This window comes from Pseudoxanthomonas sp. LH2527 (assembly GCF_022539275.1).
Lineage (GTDB): Bacteria > Pseudomonadota > Gammaproteobacteria > Xanthomonadales > Xanthomonadaceae > Pseudoxanthomonas_A.
Genome location: NZ_JAKZBW010000042.1, coordinates 1 through 25,228, shown reverse-complemented (window position 1 = coordinate 25,228; position 25,228 = coordinate 1). Strand labels below are relative to the sequence as shown.

At 67.2% G+C, this 25,228-nt stretch carries 18 protein-coding genes; 9 read left to right on the top strand and 9 right to left on the bottom strand.

Going from position 1 to position 25,228, the window contains the following annotated elements; translation table 11 throughout:
- The first annotated feature begins 364 nt into the window (after positions 1–364).
- The 4 genes from MMG85_RS17520 to MMG85_RS17505 all read left to right on the top strand — a co-directional run bounded on the left by MMG85_RS17520 (position 365) and on the right by MMG85_RS17505 (position 3,296).
- Complete coding sequence (locus MMG85_RS17520) at positions 365–1,627, top strand: MFS transporter (protein WP_241047208.1); 1,263 nt, start codon at positions 365–367, stop codon at positions 1,625–1,627.
- Positions 1,628–1,765: 138 nt separating this feature from the next.
- Positions 1,766–2,179 (top strand): hypothetical protein, encoded by a 414-nt coding sequence (locus MMG85_RS17515; protein WP_241047207.1) that lies wholly within the window; start codon positions 1,766–1,768, stop codon positions 2,177–2,179.
- Positions 2,180–2,290: 111 nt separating this feature from the next.
- Entirely contained in the window at positions 2,291–2,488 is a 198-nt protein-coding gene (locus tag MMG85_RS17510; RefSeq protein ID WP_241047206.1) for a hypothetical protein, read from the top strand.
- A 91-nt stretch (positions 2,489–2,579) separates the two neighbouring features.
- Positions 2,580–3,296: a hypothetical protein gene (locus MMG85_RS17505; protein ID WP_241047205.1), complete on the top strand. Its 717-nt coding sequence runs from the start codon at positions 2,580–2,582 to the stop codon at positions 3,294–3,296.
- Positions 3,297–3,363: 67 nt separating this feature from the next.
- On the opposite strand, the gene MMG85_RS17500 is transcribed toward MMG85_RS17505, so the two are convergent.
- Both MMG85_RS17500 and MMG85_RS17495 read right to left on the bottom strand, forming a co-directional pair.
- Positions 3,364–4,257: a hypothetical protein gene (locus tag MMG85_RS17500; protein ID WP_241047204.1), complete on the bottom strand. Its 894-nt coding sequence runs from the start codon at positions 4,255–4,257 to the stop codon at positions 3,364–3,366.
- A gap of 138 nt (positions 4,258–4,395) precedes the next feature.
- Positions 4,396–4,605 carry a hypothetical protein gene (locus MMG85_RS17495; protein ID WP_241047203.1) on the bottom strand — a complete coding sequence of 70 codons (210 nt, stop codon included), beginning with the start codon at positions 4,603–4,605 and terminating at the stop codon, positions 4,396–4,398.
- A 260-nt stretch (positions 4,606–4,865) separates the two neighbouring features.
- On the opposite strand from MMG85_RS17495, the gene MMG85_RS17490 reads away from it, so the two are divergent.
- Positions 4,866–6,008, top strand: a complete 1,143-nt coding sequence (locus MMG85_RS17490) for an NAD-dependent epimerase/dehydratase family protein (RefSeq protein ID WP_241047202.1) — start codon at positions 4,866–4,868, stop codon at positions 6,006–6,008.
- Between the two features lie 21 nt (positions 6,009–6,029).
- Here the strand turns inward: MMG85_RS17490 and MMG85_RS17485 are convergent, their stop codons facing one another.
- From MMG85_RS17485 to MMG85_RS17470, 4 genes are all read right to left on the bottom strand, one after another.
- A complete protein-coding gene (locus MMG85_RS17485) occupies positions 6,030–6,821 on the bottom strand; it encodes a hypothetical protein (protein WP_241047201.1) in 792 nt (263 codons plus the stop codon).
- Positions 6,822–7,153: 332 nt separating this feature from the next.
- Complete coding sequence (locus tag MMG85_RS17480; protein ID WP_241047200.1) at positions 7,154–8,638, bottom strand: DUF1501 domain-containing protein; 1,485 nt, start codon at positions 8,636–8,638, stop codon at positions 7,154–7,156.
- Between the two features lie 7 nt (positions 8,639–8,645).
- The gene (locus tag MMG85_RS17475; RefSeq protein WP_241047199.1) at positions 8,646–10,523 is read right to left on the bottom strand and encodes a DUF1800 domain-containing protein; all 1,878 of its coding nucleotides are present in this window, start codon (positions 10,521–10,523) and stop codon (positions 8,646–8,648) included.
- A gap of 98 nt (positions 10,524–10,621) precedes the next feature.
- A complete protein-coding gene (locus MMG85_RS17470; protein ID WP_241047198.1) occupies positions 10,622–12,025 on the bottom strand; it encodes a GntP family permease in 1,404 nt (467 codons plus the stop codon).
- A gap of 170 nt (positions 12,026–12,195) precedes the next feature.
- Here MMG85_RS17470 and MMG85_RS17465 point away from each other — a divergent pair, with 170 nt between their 5' ends.
- From MMG85_RS17465 to MMG85_RS17455, 3 genes are all read left to right on the top strand, one after another.
- Positions 12,196–14,421 (top strand): TonB-dependent receptor, encoded by a 2,226-nt coding sequence (locus MMG85_RS17465; RefSeq protein WP_241047197.1) that lies wholly within the window; start codon positions 12,196–12,198, stop codon positions 14,419–14,421.
- A gap of 598 nt (positions 14,422–15,019) precedes the next feature.
- Entirely contained in the window at positions 15,020–18,349 is a 3,330-nt protein-coding gene (locus MMG85_RS17460) for a PAS-domain containing protein (RefSeq protein ID WP_241047196.1), read from the top strand.
- A gap of 898 nt (positions 18,350–19,247) precedes the next feature.
- Positions 19,248–19,736, top strand: a complete 489-nt coding sequence (locus tag MMG85_RS17455) for an 8-oxo-dGTP diphosphatase (RefSeq protein WP_241047195.1) — start codon at positions 19,248–19,250, stop codon at positions 19,734–19,736.
- A gap of 1,395 nt (positions 19,737–21,131) precedes the next feature.
- On the opposite strand, the gene MMG85_RS17450 is transcribed toward MMG85_RS17455, so the two are convergent.
- Genes MMG85_RS17450 through MMG85_RS17440 form a run of 3 tightly spaced genes read right to left on the bottom strand, consistent with a single transcriptional unit; the run spans position 21,132 to position 23,038 of the window.
- On the bottom strand, positions 21,132–21,794 hold the full coding sequence (locus tag MMG85_RS17450; protein WP_241047194.1) for a response regulator transcription factor: 663 nt from the start codon (positions 21,792–21,794) through the stop codon (positions 21,132–21,134).
- Positions 21,795–21,804: 10 nt separating this feature from the next.
- Positions 21,805–22,260, bottom strand: a complete 456-nt coding sequence (locus MMG85_RS17445; RefSeq protein ID WP_241047193.1) for a hypothetical protein — start codon at positions 22,258–22,260, stop codon at positions 21,805–21,807.
- A gap of 10 nt (positions 22,261–22,270) precedes the next feature.
- Positions 22,271–23,038: a 3-hydroxybutyrate dehydrogenase gene (locus MMG85_RS17440; protein WP_241047192.1), complete on the bottom strand. Its 768-nt coding sequence runs from the start codon at positions 23,036–23,038 to the stop codon at positions 22,271–22,273.
- Between the two features lie 228 nt (positions 23,039–23,266).
- On the opposite strand from MMG85_RS17440, the gene MMG85_RS17435 reads away from it, so the two are divergent.
- Positions 23,267–25,006: a D-(-)-3-hydroxybutyrate oligomer hydrolase gene (locus MMG85_RS17435; RefSeq protein WP_241047191.1), complete on the top strand. Its 1,740-nt coding sequence runs from the start codon at positions 23,267–23,269 to the stop codon at positions 25,004–25,006.
- Positions 25,007–25,228: the final 222 nt, after the last annotated feature.

Below are 25,228 nucleotides of genomic sequence, written 5' to 3'. Positions count from 1 at the left end.
CCGGCGTGGCGAGCTTGCTCTCCCGCGGTCGTAGCACCCAAGGTGTGACGCTCGACCACGCCGGCTCTCGGCATCTAATCTGGCAGATCGCCAAGAGATAAGGGTGCCGAAGGCGGGTGAGGGGCAGTCGGAGCCGCGATCGTTCATGGCGCGCAACCCATCGGGTGTGGTTCTTCCTTCCATCGTCTTGTTCGTTGTTCCCGCCGTCGCTCTGAGTCCCTTGGCTTCGTCGCCCCTCATCCGGCCTTCGGCCACCTTCTCCCCGCACACGGGGAGAAGGATTCACGCCATCGACGATCACGCAGGACACAGCGTCTTCGTGCATGCAAAGTATGCGGAGGTGCCGTCGACGATAATGCGCGCCATGGATTCCACGACTACACGCGCCGCCGCATCCACCTCCCTCTGGTCCGGCCGCGGCTTGGTGCTGCTCGGCATCGTGCTGTCCGCGTTCAACCTGCGCACGGCAGTGACCTCGCTGACGCCGCTGCTCGACATGCTGGGCGGGACGTTCGGGTTCGGCGCCACCATGACCGGGGTGTTCGGCATGCTGCCGACGGCGGCGTTCGCGCTGTTCGGCGTGGCCACGCCGGCGCTGGCGCATCGCATTGGGCTGGAACGGACGGCGTTGCTGGCCATGTTGCTGGCCATGCTGGGTCTGCTGCTGCGCAGCGCGGTGGGCGACACGACGGCATTGATGGCGGCTTCGCTGACCGCGCTGGCCGGCATGGGCATCGGCAACATCGTGCTGCCGCCGCTGGTGAAGCGCTACTTCGCCGATCGCGTGGGCACGGTCAGCACGCTGTACATCACCGTGCTGCAGGCGGGCACCATCCTGCCGGCGCTGGTGGCGGTGCCGGTGATGGAAGCCGCCGGCTGGCGCATCTCGCTGGGCCTGTGGGCGGTGTTCGCGGCGGCGTCGGCAGTGCCGTGGTGCCTGGTGCTGTGGCGCGAACGGCAGCGCACGTCCCCGCTCGCGCGGATGCACGACGCCGCGGTCACCGTCGACGACGAAGCGCCCGAGCTGGCGACGCCGCGTCCGACAGGGCGTGCCTGGCGCTCACCGGTGGCGTGGGGCATGGCGCTGATGTTCGGCATGACCTCGCTGGTGACGTATTCGATGTTCACCTGGTTGCCCAAGCTGCTGGTAGAGGCCGGCGGCACGCCGGCGCTGGGCGGCACGATGGTGGCGCTGTTCTCCACGCTCGGCCTGGTGGCGTCGCTCAGCATGCCGCTGATCGCGGTGCGCATGCGCAATCCCTTCATCGTGGTGGTGATCTGCGCGGGCTTCTATGCGGCCGCGTTCGCCGGCCTGCTGCTGGCGCCGATGGCGGCCCCGGCGCTGTGGGTCGCGCTGCTGGGACTGGGGCCCAGCACGTTCCCCTTGTCGCTGACCATGATCAACCTACGCACGCGCACACCGGAAGGCTCGGCGGCGCTGTCCGGCTTCATGCAGGGCGTGGGCTACTCGCTGTCCTGCGCCGGCCCGCTCGCCTTCGGCCTGCTGCACGACTACACCCACGGCTGGACGCTGCCGATGGTGTTCCTCGGTGGTTGCATCGTGATCCTGGTGATCGGCGGCTACCTGGCGTGCCGGCCGAGGTATCTGGAAGATACGTGGCACTAGCGCGCATGTAGGATGGGTGGAGCGAAGCGATACCCATCATCTCCGCGGCAGTGGGCAGCCCGAGCGGCAAGCCTTGCCGTTGAGAGCCGCCTCACTCAACCCTTCCTACGAAGCTACAGATCCAATGGCAGGTACAAGATGGAACTTGCATCGCTCCTCAAGTCATTGACGCCGGATGAGCTTCTCTACATCGCCGAGCGCGATTACCGTGTGGATGCGGATCTACATCTTGAAGCGCTTTGCTCCTGGATCCAGCAAGATGGAAAACTGGAAGAGAGCCACTACTGGTACCCATACGAAGTCATTGAATTGACGGCTCACCATCTTGAGACAGGTCACGAACGCGAATTCACTGCATGCACTCTCGTGGTCCTTGATGCAGTTGCGTCGGGATACGACAAAGGCACATCCCTGGAATGGAAGTTCGAGGATCGCGCCGGTGACTACGACAAGCTGGAGCCGGCCTTGCGCGATGCCGTGCTTGCGGCATACCTTGCCGCTGCGCTCCACCCATCCTACGCAGCCGAGCAGCACGCGATAGCGGGTGATTGACGGGCCTTGTACCGCGCGGGAATACTCGGCTCCATCGTCTTGCTCCTTGACCGAACAGACCCGACCAAACCTCCAGTGAATCCTTCGGACTCAAGCACCGCCCATCGCAGGTTGAACCACGCCAAGCATCTGATAGCGGCGATCGCATGGAGCTGCCTGTTTCTCTATTCGATCTATCTGCTGATGGGCGCAACCGCTGGATCGAGGCCGCTGAACATCATCCACATCCTGGTTCCATTGCCGCTGCTGCTGGTTTCCATTCGTGCCGCCCGCAGATACTCGAAAATCAGGTCTCAACCCAATCTGTAGTCCGCAGGATGGGTTGAGCCATAGGCGATACCCATCCTGCGGTGCTAAAGCCGCCTTGGCCCCACTCGGGTAAGTACCGCAGGAGCGAAGCATGACGGGGAGTTCCATGTGCAAGCGTCGACAGGGGGCGGGATACGTCCATCCATTGCTCGTTCGCCGATGGTGGCTGCTCGCCCTGTCGACCGTGCTGTTTTCCGGTTGCGTCGACGACCGGGGCGATGGCGCCGATCTCCGGATGCCCGTGCGGTACGAACTCGCGGGTAAGCGGTACGAGGTTCCGCTCGCCTATCACTACAACGATGCGCTCAAGAGGCGCAATCGATGGCCGAATCCCAAGAGGGAGTTCAGCCGGGTGGGCGCGATCTCCATCACTGCCCTGGTACCCGGGCTCATGCCCTTCGACGAATCGGTCAGAAGCGAATTCGAACAACGCGGTCACGGCAACAAGATCCACATCCTGATCCAGCCGCCGGGATCGCTCTACCCCATGGAGGAATGGCTGAGGAGGATGAACAGCACGGGCAGCTTGAAGCCCCTTACCAGCGACCTCGATGGCCTGATCCGTTACTGGGATAGCCACACAGGACAGGATGAAAGCAAAGGGGATGATGTCTACATCAGGGAAGGCAAGGGATATTTCATGTTGCGATGCCCACGCGTGAAGGCGCCATCGCCCGGATGCAGTGTCACCAAGATCGGTCGCCATGACCTAGAGATCCACTACACATTCTCCCGGCGCCACCTGGGTGCATGGCAGGATATCGAGAGGGGTGTCGATGCCAGGATCGACGAGTTCCGGGTCAAGTGAGTTCTGCAGGAACGTAGGGTGGGTGGAGCCGCTGCGCTTCACCCATCCTACGAAGCCACGCAGCGCCTCACCCCAACTTGATCTCCAGCTTCGCCCGCATCTGCTGGCGGAACTTCCCCGCGAGCGCGGCGAATCCCGCGCCGGTCGGGTGCATCTCGTCGAACCATTGGTCGCTGCGGGTCAGTACGCCACGCAGGTCGACGAAGTCGAAGACCTTGCCGGTGCTGCGGTCGTCGCGCAGCGGAACCAGCACGTGGTCGACGAAGCCGTCGATCAGCAGGCGGGCGAACGCGCGTTGCTGTTCGATGCGCGGCAGCACGTGCGCCACCTTGTTGCCGATCCACGGACCCACGCCTTTCTTCAGCAGCGCGGCGGCGCCCACGTTACCCAGCGTCAGCCGGCCGGGGCGGCCCAGTTCGCGCGGGTAGTCGTAGGTGTGCGCCAGGATCGGCGTGTGCGGCCGGATCGCCTGGAAGGCGGTGACGAAGGCGCGGTAGCGGGCCAGCACCTCGGCGTAGCGTCCGCTGGCCACGACGCGCTGGTGCGCCGCCTCAGGGCTCATCGGCGCGGCGCCGCGGAACGTGGTCTGCAGGAAGGTGTCGACGAAGTCGTTGCCGCCGGCGCTCACCAGCACGAGGTCGAAGGCAAAGCCGCGGTACCAGGTGGACAGGTCGCGGATGCCGCGCGCGGTGAACATGTCGAGGGCCAGGTCGCCGCTGTCCTCGGTGCGGAAGAACAGGCCGCCGGCGCCGAACAGCGGTACGCCTTTCTTCTCATCCTCCGGCGCGGGGAACACCAGCCAGTCCAGCAGGTTCATCGCCAGCGGCGTGGAGAACCACGAATCGCCTTCGCAGAACACGATGGGCGTGGCGGCGAAGGCGGCAGGCTGGCGGGTGAGGGCGCGGTACAGCGTGCGGAACTCGCCGCGGCGGGTGGTCATCAACGACTGCGAAGCGGGCATCGCGGTTCTCCTCTCGGGTGACCTTCCACGCGACCAACGCGCGGGAGCGGTGGGGCGACGCGGCCGAGCGCCATCGACGTCCCCGATCCTGCACCCTTCTTCTCACATAAACATCCGGCGTTGGATGTTTTTGGTCGGTCATTCCATCAAAAAGGTCCGGCGTTGGATGTTTTCGATCGGTCGTTCCATCAAAAAGATCCGGCGCTGGATGTTTTCGATCGGTCGTTCAATCAAAAAGATCCGGCGCCGGATGTTTTTGCCCGGTCGTTCCATCAAAAAGGTCCGGCGCTGGATGTTTTTGCTCGGCCGTTCCATCAAAAAGATCCAGCGTTGGATGTTTTCGGCCATCTTTCGTACCGAAGGGTTCGGCGTTGGGCCCCGGTACCGTCAGCGTCACGCCACGGCCTGACACCCGGGCCCCCGACGCGCTACCTCCGCGCATCCTCGCCTCGGCAGTGTCGCGGAACATCCTCCGGCGGGCTGTGCCCTGGCCGTCCGTGAGGGTGTCCGCACGGGGCGCACAGGAAGTCACACCGACTTCCGGCAGGGGTAGGGCGTCGGCGCCGGTGCTATCTATCACGCTCCTGTCCGTTGCTGGGGAGCACTGTATGACCACCCGTCGTGACCTGTTCAAGCTGGGCGCACTGGCCGCCGCCGCGGCCGCGCTGCCGTCGTTCGCGTCCGCTGCCAGCGAGGCCAAGCCGGTCGGCAAGGCCGCCAAACCGCTGAACATCCTGATCCTGGGCGGCACCGGGTTCACCGGCCCGTTCCAGGTGGACTACGCGCTCAAGCGCGGGCACAAGGTCACCCTGTTCAACCGCGGCAAGCGCCCCTCGCCGGAGTGGCCGGCCGACGTCGAGCAACTGCACGGTGACCGCAACACCGGCGACCTGTCCGCGCTGAAGGGGCGCAAGTGGGATGTCTGCATCGACAACCCCACCAGCCTGCCGTTCTGGGTGCGCGATGCCGGCCAGGTGCTGAAGGGCAACGTGGGCCACTACCTCTTCATTTCCACCATCTCGGTCTACGCCGACGGCAGCAAGCCCGGCATCACCGAGACGTCCGCGCTGGCGCAGTACAAGGGCAAGGACGCGATGGCCGAGACGCAGGAATCGCTGCGCGCCGATATCGGCGGACTCTACGGCCCATTGAAGGCGCTGAGCGAAGCCGAGGCGCACAAGCAATTCGGCAAGCACGTCACCATCGTGCGGCCGGGCTACATCGTGGGGCCGCGCGACGAGACCGACCGCTTCACCTATTGGCCGCACCGCGTGGCGCAGGGCGGCGAGATCCTGGTGCCGGGCGACGGCACCGACCCCATCCAGATCATCGACGGCCGCGACCTGGGCGAGTGGATGATCCGTCTGGCCGAAGCCAGGACCACCGGCGTGTTCAACGCCTGCGGTCCCGATTACCCGCTGTCGATGGACGCCATGCTGCACGGCTGCCAGGCGGTCACCGGCGGCGGCATGACGCTGACGCACGTGGACCCGAAGTTCCTCGAAGCGCAGCAGGTCGGCCTGCCGATCTGGGTGCCGTCGAAGGACAGCGAGTACGCCGGCTACGGCTCGGTCAGCAACCAGCGCGCCATCGCCGCCGGCCTGACCTTCCGCCCGCTGGCCACCACCGTGCAGGACCTGCTGGCGTGGTTCCGCAGCCTGCCCGCCGAGCGGCAGGCCAAGCTCAATGCGGGGATCACGCGGGAGAAGGAAGCGGAGTTGTTGAAGGCGTGGCACGCGCGAGGCGGATGAGGGTACGCCGTCGGTGATGTGTCATCGGCTGCAGAATTCACGCTGCAGCGCTTCTGGTCCGCCACTGGCCATGACGTTGCCGCTGCGCGCGCTCGTCACCAGGGCGGGGGTTGGCGCGACACGCCGATAGGCCGATGCTTGTTCACGTGCGTTGCGCAGCGCGGCGGCGTCCATGCTCTTTTCGAGCCCGGCGATCATGGTGGCAAAAATTTGCCCCTGTGGACGGCCGCCCGGCGGGGGTTGGTCGAGCAGGGATTGAGTCTGGAGCCAGAGCGCCAGCGATTTGCTGGCATCCGGTACAACCGCCTGGCTGAGCAGGCTGCGGCGTCTGCCAAGGGGAGAGTAGGCCTCGGCCAGGGCAATCGTGGTCTGGATATCGCCCGAAGCAACGCCGCGCTCGGCGATGCTGGCGGCTTCCTGTTGGAATTGCCGCAATGCATCCAGGTCGGCCAGCCTGTTCTCGGGGCGAAATGGACGCCCCGTGACGTAGTAGTTGATGGCCGCCGAGCTGCCGCCCATCGCCGCGCTGCGCCAGTAGTGCACGCGTTCGCGGGAGGAAAACGAGGGTACGCCTTCGCAATGCGTGCTTTCCTGCAGCAGACGCTCGCTGCGTTCCGTCTCCCGCTGCAGCATGTTGCGACGCATTTCCTGTTGCTTCGCGGTCAACGTACGGCTCGACGAATCTCCCATGTTCAGGTTGATGGCCGCTTCATCGAGTCTGCGGCGGATGTCTTCGCAGAACTCCATTTCCGCCGCGAGACGACAGGCGGCGGCGGGCTCGCCGCCGTCCGCGCGACGCTTCAACTCGGCCAAGGTGGTGCGTAGCGGCGCGGACAGGTCCGGTAACGGTTGGGTTGCCGACGCGGCAGAAACACGAGCGCCAGTGCTCGGTAGAGGGATCGCGGGATCGGAAGAAGCGCGAGGAGCGGAAGGGCCAGAAGGAGCAGGAACGGCCTTCGCCGGCTCCGCTGACGTGATGACGCTCGCGCGTCCGCTCCACCAGCCGACGCCGGCTGCGATAGCTATCAAGCAAGCGGACAGTATCCACGCACGCTTGCGACCCTGGGCTTCCATGCACTGTCTCCTGACGTCCTCGACGATGTTCTTACCTCAGCACACACGCCGGCGGCGGACAAGCAGTGGCCTCACCGCTCCCTTCGCACCAGCATCCGATCCACCGGTCCACGCCGCTGCCAGTCAGGCACGACGCGCTCGGTGGGTGCTTCCATCGCCGGCGCCGACGACGGTGCATCCGGCACCACCAGCGACGGAATCGACGTGGCGGTGGTCGTGGCGCCTTCCGCCTTGGGTGCCAGGTCGGTGCCCTGCACCAGGCCGAGCGGGGCATAGCCGGTGTAGCCGGGGAAGACCTGGCTGAGGTTGGCGTTGCCCATGCGGCGGATCAGGATCTCCGACATCACCCGGCGGTAGTCGGTGGTCACCGGCACGTCGCCGAACGTGGGCGAGAGGATTTCCGGATTCAGGCCGGGCCAGCTGCCGTAGAAGCGGCGACCGTTCACCGGGCCTCCGAGCACCAGCATGGGATTGCCGTAGCCGTGGTCGGTGCCGCCGTTGGCATTGGCGCGCACGCGGCGGCCGAATTCCGACTGCACCACCACCGTCACCCGCGCCATCTCGCCGGTGCCGTTGAGCTCGGCATAGAACGCCGCCAGCGCGGCGGACAGTTCGGCGATCTTGTTCTGGTAGTAGTGGTAGCCGCTGCCCGCCGTGCCCTGGCCCTCGTGCGTGTCCCAGCCACCGAGATCCAGCGTGGCGTAACGCAGGCCCAGGTTGAAGCGGATGGTCTGCGCGATGGTCCACAGCTGCTGCGCGAAGTTGTTGTTGGGCCAGGTCGCCGGCAGGCTGGCGTAGCCCTGCTGGCCGATCAGGCGCAGCGCGCCGTCGGCGCGGCGTCCGCTGCTTTCCATGCCGGTCTGGCCGTTCCACAGCGAGGCCACGGTTTCGCTGACACCGCGCAGTCCGTTGGGCGAATCGCTGCGCGTGCGCTGCCAGCTCCACGCGGTGGTGTTGAGCGAGAAGTCGCCGGGGCTGCTCATCGTCATCGCGTCGATGGCGCCCATCAGGCCGGCCGGCTGCGTGCCGCCCACGCCGAGCGCGGGCAGGGTGCCGCTGCCGTTGGGGCGGGTTTCCCACGCACGCGTCATCCAGCCGCTCGGCGAGCCGTACTTCCCGGGCGTGCCCAGGTCGATGTACAGCTGCGCATCGAAGTGGCTGCGCGTCACCGTGGTCGCCATGCCGCAGGCATGCACGATGGCCATCTTGCCGTCGTTCCACAGGTCGCGCAGTCCGCTGGCCGAGGGATGCAGGCCGAAGCCGGTGCCGGCGCCGCCGGACAGCGTCAGCGGCAAGGCACCGTAGGCACCGCTGGTGGCGATCTGCAGGCTGGGCCGCGCTTCCTCGTAGAAGCCGCGGTCCACGCCGTCGATGGGCACCACCAGGTTCAGGCCGTCGATGCCGCCACGCAGGAACAGGTGCACGACGGTGTCGTAGCTGTTGACGGCGGCATCGACGGGATCGGCGAACATCAGGCTGGCGCCGGTGGTCCCCACGATGGCGGCTGCGCCGCAGCCTTTGACGAACTCGCGTCGGGTCAGTCGGAAGTCGGTCATCGGGGCCTCAGCGGCTCATGAATTCGGGAGTCATCAGGATCAGCGCCACCAGGCTGCGCAGGCGCTCGTGGTTGTAGTGCCGCTTCAGGTCGCTGCCCTGCCAGGTGTTGGTGTCGGTGATGACGTAGCTGTTGTGGTCGCCGTTCTGCGCCATGAAGGCGACCAGCGCCTGCTTGCGTGCGGCCTCGGGCTGGTAGCCCAGGATGCGCGTGCACCAGAAGGTCACCAGATTGTTGGCGGTCCAGTTGGCGACCGGCACGTTGGCGCGCGTGGTGTCGACGACGGGATGCAGCGGCACGTCGCCGTCGCGGGTTTCGGTCAACCAGCCCAGCAGGCGCCAGGTCATGGCGTACGAGTTGGAACCCGACCACGCCAGCCCGGTATCGGGATAGCCGTTCGGCGCGGCCCAGTTGTACGGCGTGTGGCCGGTGAAACCGTACAGCCACATGAAGTCGCCACTGCGGCCGTGGTCCGGGCGGATCGTCCAGTCGCCACCGAGCGTGCGCATGGCGGCGACGGCGCAATCGAACGGGCGGCGGTTCTTCTGCCCGAAGCTGTTGATGAAGTCGTCGGAATTGAGGATGTGCCGCAGCACCAGTTCGATCTGGTTGGGCGCACGCCAGTTGGCGCGGAAGATCGCCGCCGCGCTGTCGATCAGCGCCTGCTTCGGCGTGTCGCTGATGAAGCGGCGGATCAGCTTCTTGCAGATGAACTTGGCCACGCGTGGATGGCTGGCCAGGCGGTCCAGCACGTCGCGGCCGTCCTTCAGCGCGGGCTGCTCGGGATAGATCAGCATGCCGAGCAGGAACTTGGGGCCGGCGTCGTGCCAGGACTGGCGGTAGACGAAGGTGCCGTCGTTCTCGCTGGGGAACTGCCAGTGGCCGTTCTTCGCCGACCAGCCGGTGAACGCGGCCGAGGTCTCGTACACGTCGATGTCGGTGTAGCCGATCGGGTAGGCCGGGTCCTCGGGGCAGGGCGGCACCTGGAACGGGTCCATGAAGCCCAGGTAGTTCTCCGCGCCGAAGGTGTGCAGCTCCAGCAGCTCGCGGGCGAAGTTCTCGTTGGGGCCGGAGCGCGAATTGCTGATGTTGTCCAGGTAGTAGAGCATCGCCGTGCTCTGGGCGACGGCTTCCAGCATGGTGCGGAAGTTGCCCTTGGCGTTGGCGCGGATCACGTCGCGGTCGTAATGCACGAACACCGGACCGATGCTGAACTCGGTGCCCTGCACGTTGAAGTGGTCGTGCCAGAAATTGACCAGCACTTCGCGCAGCTGCCGCCGCGAGTAAACCGCCCGCACGAACGCGGCGCGCTGCACTTCGGTGGCCGGCCGCATGCGGACGCCGTGCTCCGGGTCCGCCACCACGTGGTCGGCCCACAGCTGCGCCAGCGACTTGTTGAGCGTGGTGTAGCCGCCGGTGGTAAGGCGGTTGGTGACGGCGCTGTCGTCGATCGCGTCCCAGTTGAGCTGCCAGTCCACGTAATTGGCCAGCCGTTGCGCGTTGTTGCTGCCCAGCGCGTTGAACTCGGCGACGGTCGCAGCGGTGGCGCCGTAGCCCAGGTTGTTGAGCGCCTGCACCGCGAACGGCGGGCGCGCCATCGTCACCAGGCGCGGGTTCGACTGGCCCATCATCACCCGGCCGCCGCTCTCGGCGGCGACGGCGGCCGTTTCCGGCGCGGGCGTGGTGTCCTTCGGGCTGGCGCGCTCGCCGCCTTTCCAGCCGTACAGGCGGTTCAGGCGCTGGCGCACCTGGGTGTCGAGGCTGGGCGGGGCCGGCTGCGGTTTCGCCTGCACACGGGCGTCGAGACGGGCGCGCGTGGTGACGGTCTTGCGCCGCCATGACCCGCGCGCGAAGAGCCGACGCCACGGGACGGTGTAGTACGCCATGCGGATTTCCCTGCCTTCCCCGGAATGCGGGAAGTATTGGCCAAGAGCCGCGCGCCGTTTGCGACCGCGCGCACAGGCCGGTCACGCCATATACGGCGTCAGACCCAACCGGTGGCGTAGAACACGCCGATCACCACGAAGACCGCCGCGGTCTTGATCAGGGTGATGGCGAAGATGTCCTTGTACGACTGCCGGTGGCTGAGGCCGGTGACCGCCAGCAGGGTGATGACCGCACCATTGTGGGGCAGGGTGTCCATGCCGCCGGAGGCCATCGAGGCCACGCGGTGCAGCACGTCCATCGGAATGCCCGCCGCATTGGCGTTGGCGATGAAGCTGTCGGCCATCGCCGCCAGTGCGATGCTCATGCCGCCCGAGGCCGAGCCGGTGATGCCGGCCAGCGCGGTGACCGAGATGGCTTCGTTGACCAGCGGATCGGGAATGGCCTGCAGTGCGTTGGCCACCACCAGAAAGCCGGGCAGGGCGGCGATGACCGCGCCGAAGCCGTATTCCGAGGCGGTATTCATCGACGCCAGCAGCGCGCCGCCGATGGCGCTCTTCGTACCCTCGGCGAAGCTGGCGAACACCGGCTTCCACGCGAACAGGATGACCGAGGCGATGCCCACCAGCAGCGCGCCCTGCACGGCCCAGATGGCGGCGACCTTGGCCACGTCCTGCACCACCGGCGCCGGGCTGCCGATCACCGCCGGCACGAACGACTGCGTCTCGCCGTAGAAGCCGGGAATCCAGCGGGTGAACAGGAAGTTGGCCACGCCCACCAGCAGCAGCGGCAGGATGGCGACCAGCGGATGCGCCAGCCGGTCGCCCTTGAACGGCTCCGGCTCGTTGCGCAGCTCGTCGTTGCCGGCATAGCCCTCGCCGTTGCGCGCGGCCACGCGGCGGCGCCATTCCAGGTAGCTCATGCCGACGATCAGGATGAACACGCCACCGAGCGTGCCCAGCACCGGCGCGGCCCAGCCAGTGGTGCCGAAGAACGAGGTGGGAATGATGTTCTGGATCTGCGGCGTGCCCGGCAGCGCGTCCATGGTGAAGGTGAACGCGCCCAGCGCGATGGTGCCGGGCACCAGCCGCTTGGGAATGTTGCTCTGGCGGAACAGCTCGGCGGCGAACGGATACACCGCGAACACCACCACGAACAGCGACACGCCGCCGTAGGTCAGCAGCGCGCAGACCAGCACGATGGACAGCATGGCGCGCTGCGCACCGACCACCTTGATGGTGGCGGCGACGATCGCCTTGGAGAAGCCGGAGATCTCGATCAGCTTGCCGAACACCGCACCCAGCAGGAACACCGGGAAATACAGCTTCAGGAAGCCAACCATCTTGTCCATGAACAGGCCGGTGAACATCGGCGCGACCAGCGAGGGATCGGTCAGCAGCACCGCGCCGAGGGCCGCGATGGGCGCGAACAGGATGACGCTGTAGCCGCGGTAGGCCACGAACATCAGGAAGCACAGCGCGGCCAGCACGATCAGGAACGACATCCAGCACTCCTCGGCCAAGCGCCGGTTTCGGTGCGGCGAGTATCGGCAGCGGCCCGGTGCCCGGCCCACTGTACGAAGGTACGATGCCGCCCGCGCGGCCCCGGCCCTAGTGTTCGCTGCAATCGGCGGCATCCGTCCGCCGCTCTGTCATACCCGGGAGGGGGAGACCCATGAAGCGCAAGCACCTGAGCCTGGCCATCGGCTGTGTCCTGTTGTCGTCCATGCCGGTGGCGTGGGCGCAGGACGCCGCAACGACCGCCAGCACGCCCGCCACCAACGCCACCACGCTCGATTCGGTCAAGGTGACCGCGCGCAAGCGCGAGGAAACCCTGCAGGACGTGCCGGTCGCGGTCACCGCCTTCACGCCGGAGACGCTGGACAAGCTCAACATCAAGGACCTGGGCGACCTGGACGCGCAGGTGCCCAACCTGACCGTCTATGCCGCGCGCGGCTCGACCAGCACGGTCACCGCCTACATCCGCGGCGTGGGCCAGGCCGATCCGCTGTGGGGCGTGGACCCGGGCGTGGGCATCTACCTGGACGACGTGTACATCGCCCGTCCGCAGGGCGCGCTGCTGGACGTGTTCGACGTGGAGCGCATCGAAGTGCTGCGCGGCCCGCAGGGCACGCTGTACGGCAAGAACACCATCGGCGGCGCGATCAAGTACATCTCGCGCGGCCTGCCGCAGGAGACCACCGGCTTCGCCTCGGTCACCGTGGGCAACTACAACCAGTTGGACGTGAAGGCCGCGCTGGGTGGCGAGATCGGCGGCAAGGACAGCGGCCTGCGCGGCCGCGTGTCGGTGGCCAGCATGAACCGCGACGGCGTCGGCGAGAACAGGTTCAACGGCCAGGAGATCAGCGACAAGGAGATCAATGCGGTCCGCATGCAGCTGGGCGCGTACTCGCAGGACGATTTCGACGTGCAGTTCGCCTTCGACTACCTGGACGACCAGTCCGGCGTGCGCGGCGGCAAGCTGTTGTCGGTCAACACCAGCCCGACGGCGAACTTCCTGTTCCCGGGCCTGTCGGCCTATACGCCGATGGACAGCCGCTACGACATCTACAGCGCCATGCCCAACGTCAACGACACCGAGATGAAGGGACTGTCGGCGACCGTGAACTGGCGTCCCAACGAGGACTGGGCGTTCAAGTACGTCGTCGCCAAGCGCGAGTCGGATACCGAGACCAACATCGATTTCGACATGACCCCGTTCCCGGTCGCGGACGTCAAGGCGTTCTACAGCGACAGCCAGGTGACCAATGAAGTGCAGGCCAACTACGATGGCGGCGGTCGCGCGCGCGGCGTGGTCGGCATCTACCATTTCGATGGCGATGCCGGCGGACAGGTGCTGAACAACTTCTTCGGCCTGAGCTTCGGCGACACCCAGGGCGTGGTGAACACCAGCAGCGTGTCGGTCTATACCGACTGGACGTTCGACCTGACCGAGCGCCTGAAGCTGGACGTCGGCGCCCGCTACACCGACGAGGACAAGCATGCGGTGGCCTACAACATCGGCTACACGAATGCCACGTTCACGGTGCCGAACGGCGTGGTGGCCGCCAACTTCGACAAGACCATCAACTTCAAGAACGTCTCGCCGAAGGTCTCGCTGGACTTCCAGGTCACGCCGGACATCATGGTGTACGGCCTGGCGTCGCGCGGCTTCAAGTCGGGTGGCTACAACATCCGCGCCAACACCACGGCGGTGCCGCGCTCGGGCGAGCCGTTCGACGACGAGAGCGTCGACAGCTTCGAGGTGGGCAGCAAGATGTCGTTCCTCGATCAGCGCCTGTTCCTGAACCTGTCGGCGTTCCACAACAAGTACGAGGACATCCAGTTGTCGGTGTTCACGCAGTACATCGACGGCAACGGCAACCCGCAGTTCTTTGGCGACTTCACCAACGCCGGCAAGGGCAACGTCAACGGCGCGGAAGTGGAATACCAGTTCCTGCCGACGGCGAACTGGCTGATCAGCGGCAACCTGGCCTGGCTGGATGCCAAGTACGACGAGTTCATCACCGGCGGGGTCAATGTCGCCGACACGCAGTACTTCACCAATGCCCCGGAGTTCTCCGGTGCGCTCAACGTGGAGTACCGCACCGACCTCGCCAATGGCGGCAACCTGTCCGCGCGGGTGACCTACTCCTACCAGTCCGAGGTCTATCCCACCACCGACCTCAGCGAGGCGATCAAGCAGCCCGGCTATGGCCTGCTCGGCGCCGGCGTGGTCTGGCGCGCGAACGACGCGTGGACGTTCTCGCTGCAGGGAACCAACCTGGCCGACGAGGAATACCGCACCACCGGCTACAACCTGCAGGCGGCGCTCGGCGTCCTGTCCGGCTTCTACGGCCCGCCGCGCCAGTACAGCCTGACCGCGCGCTACGACTTCTGAGCACGCGCAGGACGACGATGCGGGAACGGCAACGGCGGGCGAAAGCCCGCCGTTGCTGCGTTATGCTCCCGCGCATGCCATCCCGTCCTGTCGCGTGCGCTGCGCGCATCGCCGAATCCGCCATGCGCCTCGCACGGCCCGGCTGCGACGCTGCGTCGAATGTCGCGGTGGGGCCGATGTGCCGGTTCGGGGATCGGGAGGTCGTGCGCATGGCGCACGCTACGGTGGGTTGCGTGTCGTCGCGTCGGCGTTTCCGCCACGTAGCGTGCGCCATGCGCACGACCACGGAACCTTTCATGCTTCATGTGGGTTCGAGCCGTGATGCGGCGTTGGACGCGACCGGGCTGTCTTCGCGTGGAGTCCGGCATCGCGAGGTCGTGCGCATGGCGCACGCTACGGTGGGTCGGGTCTTCGCTGTGGGTCTCGCGTCCGCGAGCATCGCCGACGAGGTAGCGTGCGCCGTGCGCACGACAACGGAAGCCTCCACGCATCCCGTTTGGTCCGGTGGCGAGGCGGCGTCGGACGCTACCGTGCTTTCTTCGCATGGATGGGAGCATCGCGAGGTCGTGCGCGCAGCGCACGCTACGTGGGGGGCTGCATGCTGAGCGTCGGCATGGTGGTGCTGGCGGGGCTGCTGTGGCTGGGCGTGCTGTTCGGTACGGCGCTGTATGCCGAGCGTCGGCCGCATGTGCTGGCGGTGCAATGGCCGTACATCTACGCACTGTCGCTGGCGGTGTACTGCACGTCATGGACGTTCTTCGGCACGGTGACGCAGGCGGCGCGTTATGGCTGGCCGCTGCCGCCGACCTTCGTGGGCACCATCCTGCTGTACGTGTTCGGTGCGTTCCTGCTGGTGCGGCTGGTGCGGATGGCGCGCGAGTCGAACGCCACCTCGCTGGCCGACCTGATCGCCACGCGGCTGGGCAAGGACGGCTGGCTGGCCGCGGCGGTGACGCTGGTCGCCGCGCTGGGGTTGATTCCCTACATCGCGCTGCAGCTGAAAGCGGTGGCGATGAGTTTCGCGCTGCTCACGCGTTCGCCCGGCAATGACGCGTTGCCGGCGTGGCAGGACAGCGCGCTGTACGTGGCGCTGGCGATGGCGGTGTTCGCCATGCTGTTCGGCACGCGACGCGCGAGTGCGGTGGAACACAACCGCGGGCTGATCCTGGCGATGGCGTTCGAGTCGCTGTTCAAGCTGGCGGCGATGCTGGCGCTGGGGCTGTTCGTCTGGTTCGGATTGCCGGACCTGCCGCCGGCGCCGCCGGTGCCCTCGGCACCGCCGTCCACCACCTACGGGTTCCTGCCGCTGGTGGCACTGGGCGTGCTGGCGATGTTCACCCTGCCGCACCAGGTGCACGTGGGCGTGGTGGAATGCCGCGACGAGCGCCACGTGCGCACCGCGCGCTGGCTGTTCCCGCTGTACATGGTGCTGATGGCCGCGCCGCTGCTGCCGCTGGCGCGGGCGGGCGGGGCGATGTTCGGCGATGCCGTACCGTCCGATCTCTACGTGCTGGCACTGCCGCTGTCGCAAGGCCACCAGGGCCTGGCGTTGCTGGCCTTCCTCGGCGGCCTGAGCGCGGCCACCGGCATGGTGGTGGTCAGCACGCTGACGCTCAGCCTGATGATCGGCAACCACTGGCTGGCGCCCGGCCTGCTGCGCGGCGGCTGGCTGCGCGGTCGCGGCGGCGACCTGCGTGGTGCGGTGCTGGCGCAACGCCGCGTCGGCATCGTGGCGGTGATGCTGCTGGCATGGGCGTACAGCCGGCTGGTCGCCGGCAACGACGCGCTGGCCGACGTGGGCGCGGTGTCGTTCTCGGCGCTGGCCACGCTGGCGCCGGCGCTGGGGTTTGCGATCTGGCGTCCGCAGACGCCGCCGCGCGCGGTGATCGCCGGCATCGTCGCCGCGTTCGCCGTCTGGATGTGGCTGCTGCTGTTGCCGGTGGCGATGGATGCGCGCGGCGTGGCGCCGGCGTGGTTGCAGAGTGGTCCGTTCGGTCTGGCCAGCCTGTCGCCCGATGGCTTCTTCGGCCTGACCGGCTGGAGCCGGCTGGGTCGGGCGGTCGGCGTCAGCCTGTTCCTCGGCACCGCAGTGACGTTCCTGGTGACGGGCTGGCACGGCAGCGCGCCGCGCCGCGCCGACAGCCGTGGTTTCGATGCGAAGACGCTGCGCGATGCCGGCCGTCGCTTCCTCTCGCGCGAACGCGTGGAGGAACTGCTGTCCGATGCGCCCCGCAGCGGCCCGGTTCCGGCACCCATCGAGGCACGGCTGGAGCGCGAACTGGCAGCCGTACTCGGTTCGGCGTCGGCGCGCCTGCTGCTGGATGCGGCGCGGCGCGAAAGCGGCGACCTGGAAACCGTGGCCGCCATCGTCGGCGAGGTCTCGCAGGACCTGCGCTTCAACCAGCAAGTGCTGGAAGCGGCCTTGCAGAACATGAGCCAGGGCATCAGCGTGATCGACCGCGAGCAGCGGCTGGTGGCATGGAACCGGCGCTACGCGCAGATGTTCGGCTTCCCGCCGGAGGTCTTGCAGGTGGGGCGGCCGATCGCCGACCTGACCCGCTGGGCGCTGCAGCGCATGCCGCAACGCGGGTGGGACGAGCGTGCGCTGGAACGGCGGCTCGCTTTCATGCGCGCCGGCACGCCGCACCTGACCGAGCGCGTCTTTCCCGACGGCAGCATCGTGGAGATCCGCGGCAATCCGATGCCGGGCGGCGGTTTCGTGGCCACCTATACCGACGTCACCGCGTCGCGGCAGGCCGAGCGCGAACTGAAGCAGGCCAACGAGACGCTGGAGCAGCGCGTGGTCGAGCGCACGGCACTGCTGGAGCATGCCAAGCGCGAAGCCGAGCACGCGAACGACGCCAAGAGCCGCTTCCTGACCGCGATCGGCCACGACCTGCTGCAGCCGCTGCATGCGGCGCAACTGTTCACCGATGCGCTGTCGCAGCAGCTGCCGGAGCCGCGCCAGCGCGAGACCGCATTGCAGGTGCGCGGCGCGCTGGATTCCACCACCGACCTGCTGACCGGCCTGCTGGACATGTCGCGGCTGGAAGCGGGCGGCCTGCTGCCGGAGCCGCGCGACCTGCCGTTGATGGAGGTACTGGAACCGCTGGCGTCGGAGTTCCGCGTGCTGGCGCACGAGCGCGGCCTGTCGTTCGCCATGGTGCCGACGCGGGCGTGGGTGCATACCGACCCGCAGCTGCTGCGGCGCATCCTGCAGAACTTCCTCGCCAACGCCGTGCGCTATACCGCGCGCGGGGGCGTGCGGCTGGGCGTGCGCCGTACCGGCGACGACGTGCGCGTGGAGGTATGGGACACCGGCCCGGGCATCGCGCAGGCCGACCAGCGGCGCATCTTCGAGGAGTTCCGGCGCGGCGACGATGTGCCGGGGCAGGGCCTGGGCCTGGGACTGTCCATCGCCGACCGCATCGCGGCGCTGCTGGACGCGCCGCTGTCGCTGCGCAGCCGGGTGGGACGCGGCACTGTCTTCGCGGTCGATCTGGCGCGGGTGACCGCACCCGTTGCCGCGCCGGTGGCGTTCGGCAAGCCGGGCCTCGCCGGTCGCCATGTACTTGCGGTCGACAACGATCCCGTTGCGCTGTCCGCCTTGCAGCAGGTGCTCGAAGGGTGGGGATGTCGCGTCGCCACCGCCCGCGCCGGCGCTGCCGCAGAAGACGCGTTGCGCGCGCAGGCGGCCGACCTGTGGCTGTTCGATTACCACCTGGACGATGGCGATACCGGCGTCGCGCTGGCCCAGCGCCTGCGTGCCTCGCACGGCCACCGTCCCTGCCTGATCCTCAGCGCCGACCAGACCGAAGCGGTCCGCCGCGCCGTGCGCGATGCCGAACTGCCGCTGCTGGCCAAGCCGGTGCGGCCGCTGGCGCTGAAGTCGGTGCTGGACCGGTTGCTGGCGGCGCGGGCGATGTAACGGGCACCGTCTTCCCAGCGAACGCTGGGACCCGTCTTGCTCTTGCTTCGTAGCATTCCAGCGCGTTGGATCAGATCCGACGCAGAGCAACCGCAAGAAGCGCAAATGGATCCCAGCGTGCGCTGGGATGACATCCTCGAGGGGCGGAAGAAGTTCCGTCATCCCGGCGAAAGCCGGGACCCAGCGACTGCCTCCCAGGATTTGCGGGGATGTAGCAGCCACCGTCGTCCCAGCGAACGCTGGGACCCATCCTGCTCTTGTTTGGCGCACGTCCAACGCAGGGCAACTGCAAAACACAATGGATCCCAGCGTGCGCTGGGATGACGTCCCCAGGGGCGAAAGAAGTCCCGTCATCCCGGCGAAAGCCGGGACCCAGTGACTTGTTCCCCGGGATTCATGTGGATTTAGCAGCCACCGTCGTCCCAGCGAACGCTGGGAACCATCCTGCTCTTGTTTGGCGTACGTCCAACGCAGGGCAGCTGTAAAACACAATGGATCCCAGCGTGCGCTGGGATGACGCCGCGGGGGTGAAAGGTGTTCCGTCATCCCGGCGAAAGCCGGGACCCACTGACTTGTTCCCCGGGATTCGTATGGATGTAGCAGCCACCGTCGTCCCAGCGAACGCTGGGACCCATCCTGCTCTTGTTTGGCGCACGTCCAACGCTGGGCAACTGCAGAACGCAATGGATCCCACCGTGCGCTGGGATGACGTCCTCAAGGGGTGGAAGAAGTTCCGTCATCCCGGCGAAGGCCGGGACCCAGCGACTCGCTCCCCGGGATTCGTGGTTGCGCAGAAGGCACTGGGTCCCGGCTTGATCCGCCATTCGGCGGTTGAAAGCCGCCGGGATGACGGAGGGAAGCGGGTAAAATTCCGCGCTTTGCCGTGGACACCGTTCCCATGCCCTACACCCCCATCGTTGCCACCCTCGGTTACGTGCTGTCGCCTGACCGCTCGCAGGTGCTGCTGATCCATCGCAATGCGCGCCCCGACGACCAGCACCTGGGCAAGTACAACGGCCTGGGCGGCAAGATCGAGCGCGACGAGGACGTGGTGGCCGGCATGCGGCGCGAGATCCTCGAGGAGGCCGGCATCACCTGCGACGAGATGCGCCTGCGCGGCACCATCAGCTGGCCGGGCTTCGGCAAGCACGGCGAGGACTGGCTGGGTTTCCTCTTCGTGGTCACGGCCTACAGCGGAACGCCGTTCGAGCGCAATCCGGAAGGCACGCTGGAGTGGGTGCCGGTGGAGAAGATCATGGACCTGCCGCTGTGGGACGGCGACCGCCACTTCCTGCCGCTGGTCTTCGATGCCGATCCGCGCGGCTTTCATGGTGTCATGCCGTACCGCGACGGCCGCATGGTGTCGTGGGATTACTCTCGCATCTGAGACTGCCCGAGCGCCGGCTTCCCTCTGTAGGATCGACGCGAGTCACGACCGGAAGGCAGGAGGATCGCCGAATGCTGGATGAGCAGGGATGCCGCGGATCCCGTTTCTCCCGATCCATGCCCTCCACGAATCAGGTCGCCGCAAGTCCGCGGTCGCGACTCGCGTCGCTCCTACAGTGAGGCGCCCTGTGTTCCACGCCATCCGCTTGTCCACACGGCATGTGGAGAGCGCGTGGGAAACCGTGTGGATAACCGCGCCGGCGCCTTGTGGTGCAAGCCTGTCAAGATGTGTGGCGAATTTTTGACCATGCCATGACGGTACGGTCTTCGGGTTGTCCACACCGGGTGTGGATGGTCTGTCGACCAACATGTGGATAAGCATTGGCGCGCGTTGCGGCGCAAGGCTGTCAAGATGTGTGGCGAAATTATGATCATCGCCAATGACGGTCTCACGGCGATGAAGGTTTCACGCAATGCCGGATTGCCGTCATCCCGGCGGTTTTCAACCGCCGAATGGCGGATCAAGCCGGGACCCAGAGACTTGCGTCGTCATCGTGCGAGGGAAGCGAAAGACACTGGGTCCCGGCTACGCCGGGATGACGAATCCGCAGCCGTCGTCCCAGCGAACGCTGGGACCCATCTTGCTCTTGCTTCGTAGCATTCCAGTGCGTCGTATCAGATCCCAAGCGAAACCACCGTAAGAAGCAACTTGGATCCCAGCGTGCGCTGGGATGACGTCCCCAAGGGCGAAAGGAGTTCCGTCATCCCGGCGGCTTTCAACCGCCGAATGGCGGATCAAGCCGGGACCCAGAGACTTGCGTCGTCATCGTGCGAGGGATGCGAAAGGCACTGGGTCCCGGCCTGCGCCGGGATGACGAATCCCGCGCCGTCGTCCCAGCGAACGCTGGGACCCATTTTGCTCTTGTTTTGTGTGCGTCCAGCCCAGAGCAACCGCAAAAGCGCAAATGGATCCCAGCTTGCGCTGGGATGACGTCCCCAAGGGCGAAGGGAGTCCCGTCATCCCGGCGGCTTTCAACCGCCGAATGGCGGATCAAGCCGGGACCCAGAGACGTGCGTGGCCGTCATGCAGGGGAAGCGAAAGGCACTGGGTCCCGGCCTGCGCCGGGATGACGATTCCCACACCGTCGTCCTAGCGAACGCTGGGACCCATCTTGATCTTGTTTGGTGTACGTCCAACCCAAAGCAACCGCAAAAGCGCAGATGGATCCCAGCGTGCGCTGGGATGACGTCCCCAAGGGCGAAGGGGTCCCGTCATCCCGGCGGCTTTCAACCGCCGAATGGCGGATCAAGCCGGGACCGAGCGACTTGCGTTGCCGTCATGCAGGGGAAGCGAAAGTCTCTGGGTCCCGGCCTGCGCCGGGATGACGATCCGGGCTTATTCGATCTGCCGTGCAGGATCCGCCAGTTCCAGTTCGCGCAGCACCACGCCGGCCTGGGTGCGGTTGCGTACGCCGAGGCGGTCGAAGATCGCGGAGAGATGGGCTTTTACCGTACGTTCCTGCACGTCGAGGCGGTCGGCGATCTGCTTGTTCAGCAGGCCCTGGGCCACCAGCGTCAGTACGCGGAACTGTTGCGGCGACAGGCTGGCCAGGCGCGCGGCCAGGTCGGTGTCGTGTGCGGAGGACTGCGAGCGGGCCACGGCACCGCGCAGGGAGGCCGGCAGCCATTGCTCGCAGGCCAGCACGCTGCGGATGGCATCGCGCAGCTCGTCCAGCCCCGAACTCTTCGGCAGGTAACCGGCGGCGCCATGGTCCAGCGCACGGCGCACGACGCGTGGGTCGTCGTTCGCCGACACCACCACCACCGCGACCGCGGGGAACTGCGCGCGGATCGCCGCCAGTCCCGCAAGCCCGTGGTTGCCCGGCATGTGCAGGTCGAGCAGCACCAGGTCGATGTCGTCGTGCGCTTCCAGCGTGGCGATGACGCCGTCCAGTGATTCGGCCTCGCGCACTGTCAGCTGCGCCACGGCATCGGCGGCCGCACCACGCAGCGCGGCGCGGAACAGGGGATGGTCGTCGGCGATCAGGAGGTTGGGCATTCGGCGTGAGTCATTGGGCGGGTGCCTGCATCTGGCGAGTCTCTATCCTTGCCCTTGAGCACTGTAGTCGAGTGCCTTCGTCTTTTCTCACGCGGAACGCTCCAAGGCAGGTGTCGCGGAAGTAGCGAGGCATCAGCGACGCTTCGCCATAGGGATTGGAGTCGTATTGCAGGTGGTAGCGCATGCCGTGCGCGTCGCGTCCAATCGCATCCCACACCTCGGAGTCGACGCCGTGTCCCTGGATTGCAAACCAGAACGCTTGCCCGGCGGCATCGGCCGCTTGGGCACAGGCCCAACCTGCGTCAGTTTCCCCTCCTGCGGCGACCCAACCGCAGGCTTTGGCCTGAGAGCCGGACAGACGTCCGAGCTCGATGCGAAGTGGATGTTCCGGCGCCGATTCGCTACAGGCTGCGAGCACGATGATTGCAAGCAGGCTGCATGTTCTCGACGGGACGCGGATCTTCAAGGTCCGATGCTCACTGCACGGTCCAGCCGCCGTCCACGACGATCGTCTGGCCGGTGATGTTGCGCGCGGCAGGCGAGGTGAGGAAGGCGGTGATGCCGGCCAGTTCGTCCAGGCCGATGAACACGCCCTTCGGCATCGGCTTCAGCATCACCTGGCTGACCACGTCGGCCTCGGAGATGCCGCGCGTGCGCGCCTGGTCGGCGATCTGCTTGTCGACCAGCGGGGTCTTCACGTAGCTGGGGCAGACCGTGTTGATGGTGATGTCGGTGTCGGCGGTTTCCAGTGCCAGCACCTTGGAGAAGCCGACCAGGCCGTGCTTCGCGGCGACGTATGCGCTCTTGTACGGACTGGCGACCAAGGCGTGGATGCTGCCGATGTTGACGATGCGGCCGAAGCCGCGTTCGCGCATGCCGGGCAGCACCGCGCGGGTCAGGCGGGCCACGCCGACCAGCATCACCTGCACCAGGAAATCCCATTTCTCGATCGGGAAGTCCTCCAGCGGCGAGACGTGCTGCAGGCCGGCGTTGTTGACCAGCACGTCGATCGGCCGCGAGATCGTGGCCAGCGCGGCGTCGATGCTGTCCTGCGAGGTGACGTCCAGGGCGACCGCCTCGGCGGAGCCACCTTCGGCGCGGATCTGCGTGGCAACCGCTTCGGCCGCCTCGAGGTTGAGGTCGCTGACGATCACGTGGCGGCCGGCTTCGGCCAGCTGCGCGGCGATGCCGGCGCCGATGCCGCTGGCGGCGCCGGTGATGAGGAGGGTGTGGGTGGGCTGCATGGGGAACTCCTGCGTGTCGTCGCTAGGGTAGCAGGCAGGCGCGCGCGCTTCGTGGTACCAAAGTACGATGACGGCGCTTCCCGCGAAGCGTAGTTTCGTGGCATTGACCGGAACCTTGGATGCTTTCCACGCATGAACGCGAAGACACGCATTTCCTGTGGTGTGTTGCTCGGCGCGGCCCTGGCGGCCTGCAGCAGCGCGCCCCCCAAGCCTGAAGCGGTGGCCCACATGATCCAGCCCCAGCGCGTCACCGAGCACCGTGGCAGCGACGACCTGCTCACCGCCGGCCTGGGCCTGGACGGTCTGCGCGCGATGGCGGCGCCCGCGTTCGCGAACCCGGCCCAGCCGACCCCGGCCGAACTGCGCCGCCGCGCGGTCTGGGCGAACTGGCGCGGCATCGCCGACCTGTCGCTGACCGGGGGTTACGGCCAGGCCTACGGCAGCGTGGCCAGCGTGCCGGGACGCGAGTATTCCGCACTGGCGAAAGTGCCGGGTGCGTCCCAGCCGCATCGCGTGCTAGTGCAGGTGCCGGACAATTTCGACATCAGAAAGCGCTGCATCGTCGTCACCGCCTCGTCGGGCTCGCGCGGTGTCTACGGCGCCATCGCCGTGGCGGCGCCGTGGGCACTGCCGAAGGGCTGTGCCGTGGCCTATACCGACAAGGGTGCGGGCACCGACTACTTCGATCTGGACGAACAGCGCGGCGCGCGCGAGGACGGCACGATCGGCGAACTGGGTGTCGACCAGCTCGCTTTCGTGCCCGACGCACCGGTCGGCGCCAGTGGCGTGGCGGTCAAGCACGCGCATTCCAAGGACAATCCGGAAGCGGACTGGGGCCGGCACGTGAAGCAGGCCGCCGAGTTTGCGCTGGCGTCGCTCGACCAGGCCTTTCCGCAGGCCGCGCCGTTCCGCTTCGACAACACCCGCGTGATCGCCGTGGGCATTTCCAATGGTGGCGGCGCGGTGCTGCGTGCCAGCGAAGAAGAGGGCGGCTGGCTGGACGCGGTGGTCGCCGGCGAGCCCAACATCCATGCGGCCGATGCACCGGGGGCGCGTTCGCTGTACGACTACACCACCGAAGCCGCCTTGCTGATGCCGTGCGCGCTGCTGGACCTGCCGGCGGATTCGCTGCCGCAGCCGCCGCTGCGCGCGCAGGTCGAACCGCTGTGGGCTGCGCGCTGCGCCACGTTGAAAGCGGCCGGCCTGGTGACCGGTGCGGACGCGAAGGCGCAGGCCGCGTCGGCACGCGCGCAGTTGAAGGCGAACGGCTGGACCGACGAGGCGCTCGTCGCCGGCGCGCTGAGCGTCGGCTTCGACCTGTGGCGCGCGGTCGCGGTGACATACGCCTCCGCGTACGGACGCTACGGTGTGGGCGAGCATCCGTGCGGCTTTGCATTCTCGGCGCAGAACGCCGATTTCAGCGCGCGCGCCGCCAGTGCCGCCGAGCGTGCCGCGTGGTGGTCTGAGGGCAGCGGCATTCCGCCGGGGGCCGGGGTCGGTATCGTCGACACGAAGCTCGCCGCGCCGGACTTCACCCTGCCGGGCCTGCAGTGGCTGCGCGCGCTGCAGACCGGCAGCAGCGACGATGCACGCCGGGTGCAGGCCGGCATCGCGCAGACCGCGGCCCGCTTCCCGCGCACGCGCCGCCCGGTGGTGGTGATCCATGGTCTGGACGATGGACTGGTGCCGCCGGCCTTCTCCAGCGTGCCGTACGTGGAGGCCGCACGCGCCGCCAACCCCGACGTGCGCTACTGGCAGGTGCGGCATGCGCAGCACTTTGATGGCTTCCTCGCCCTGCCGGCGTACGGCGCCCGTTATGTCCCGCTGCTGCCTTATGTCTATGCGGCCCTGGACCAGGTCGACGCCACGCTGGATGGCAGCCGGGAACTGCCGGCCAATGCGCTGATCAGCGCGCAGCCGCGCGGCGCGGGGAGCGTCGAGGCCAGCCAGTTCGCGATTCCGCGTTGAACGTCTCCTTCTCCCTGCGATAGCGGGGAGAAGGTGCCCGAATGGGCGGATGAGGGGCAGGGCGCGGTAACCCACCGGGCGCCGAAGCACTTCCTCTCCGTTCGCCCCTCACCCGCCTTCGGCACCCTTATCTCTTGGCGATCTGCCAGATTAGATGCCGAGAGCCGGCGTGGTCGAGCGTCACACCTTGGGTGCTACGACCGCGGGAGAGCAAGCTCGCCA

Bases quoted from the DNA above. Each gene is read 5' to 3' on its own strand.
- MMG85_RS17490 (WP_241047202.1), top strand. From the start codon at position 4,866: ATGACCACCCGTCGTGACCTGTTCAAGCTGGGCGCACTGGCCGCCGCC.
- MMG85_RS17515 (WP_241047207.1), top strand. From the start codon at position 1,766: ATGGAACTTGCATCGCTCCTCAAGTCATTGACGCCGGATGAGCTTCTC.
- MMG85_RS17455 (WP_241047195.1), top strand. From the start codon at position 19,248: ATGCCCTACACCCCCATCGTTGCCACCCTCGGTTACGTGCTGTCGCCT.
- MMG85_RS17480 (WP_241047200.1), bottom strand. From the start codon at position 8,638: ATGACCGACTTCCGACTGACCCGACGCGAGTTCGTCAAAGGCTGCGGC.
- MMG85_RS17465 (WP_241047197.1), top strand. From the start codon at position 12,196: ATGAAGCGCAAGCACCTGAGCCTGGCCATCGGCTGTGTCCTGTTGTCG.
- MMG85_RS17450 (WP_241047194.1), bottom strand. From the start codon at position 21,794: ATGCCCAACCTCCTGATCGCCGACGACCATCCCCTGTTCCGCGCCGCG.
- MMG85_RS17460 (WP_241047196.1), top strand. From the start codon at position 15,020: ATGCTGAGCGTCGGCATGGTGGTGCTGGCGGGGCTGCTGTGGCTGGGC.
- MMG85_RS17470 (WP_241047198.1), bottom strand. From the start codon at position 12,025: ATGTCGTTCCTGATCGTGCTGGCCGCGCTGTGCTTCCTGATGTTCGTG.
- MMG85_RS17520 (WP_241047208.1), top strand. From the start codon at position 365: ATGGATTCCACGACTACACGCGCCGCCGCATCCACCTCCCTCTGGTCC.
- MMG85_RS17500 (WP_241047204.1), bottom strand. From the start codon at position 4,257: ATGCCCGCTTCGCAGTCGTTGATGACCACCCGCCGCGGCGAGTTCCGC.
- MMG85_RS17475 (WP_241047199.1), bottom strand. From the start codon at position 10,523: ATGGCGTACTACACCGTCCCGTGGCGTCGGCTCTTCGCGCGCGGGTCA.
- MMG85_RS17495 (WP_241047203.1), bottom strand. From the start codon at position 4,605: ATGGCCGAAAACATCCAACGCTGGATCTTTTTGATGGAACGGCCGAGC.
- MMG85_RS17440 (WP_241047192.1), bottom strand. From the start codon at position 23,038: ATGCAGCCCACCCACACCCTCCTCATCACCGGCGCCGCCAGCGGCATC.
- MMG85_RS17435 (WP_241047191.1), top strand. From the start codon at position 23,267: ATGATCCAGCCCCAGCGCGTCACCGAGCACCGTGGCAGCGACGACCTG.
- MMG85_RS17505 (WP_241047205.1), top strand. From the start codon at position 2,580: ATGACGGGGAGTTCCATGTGCAAGCGTCGACAGGGGGCGGGATACGTC.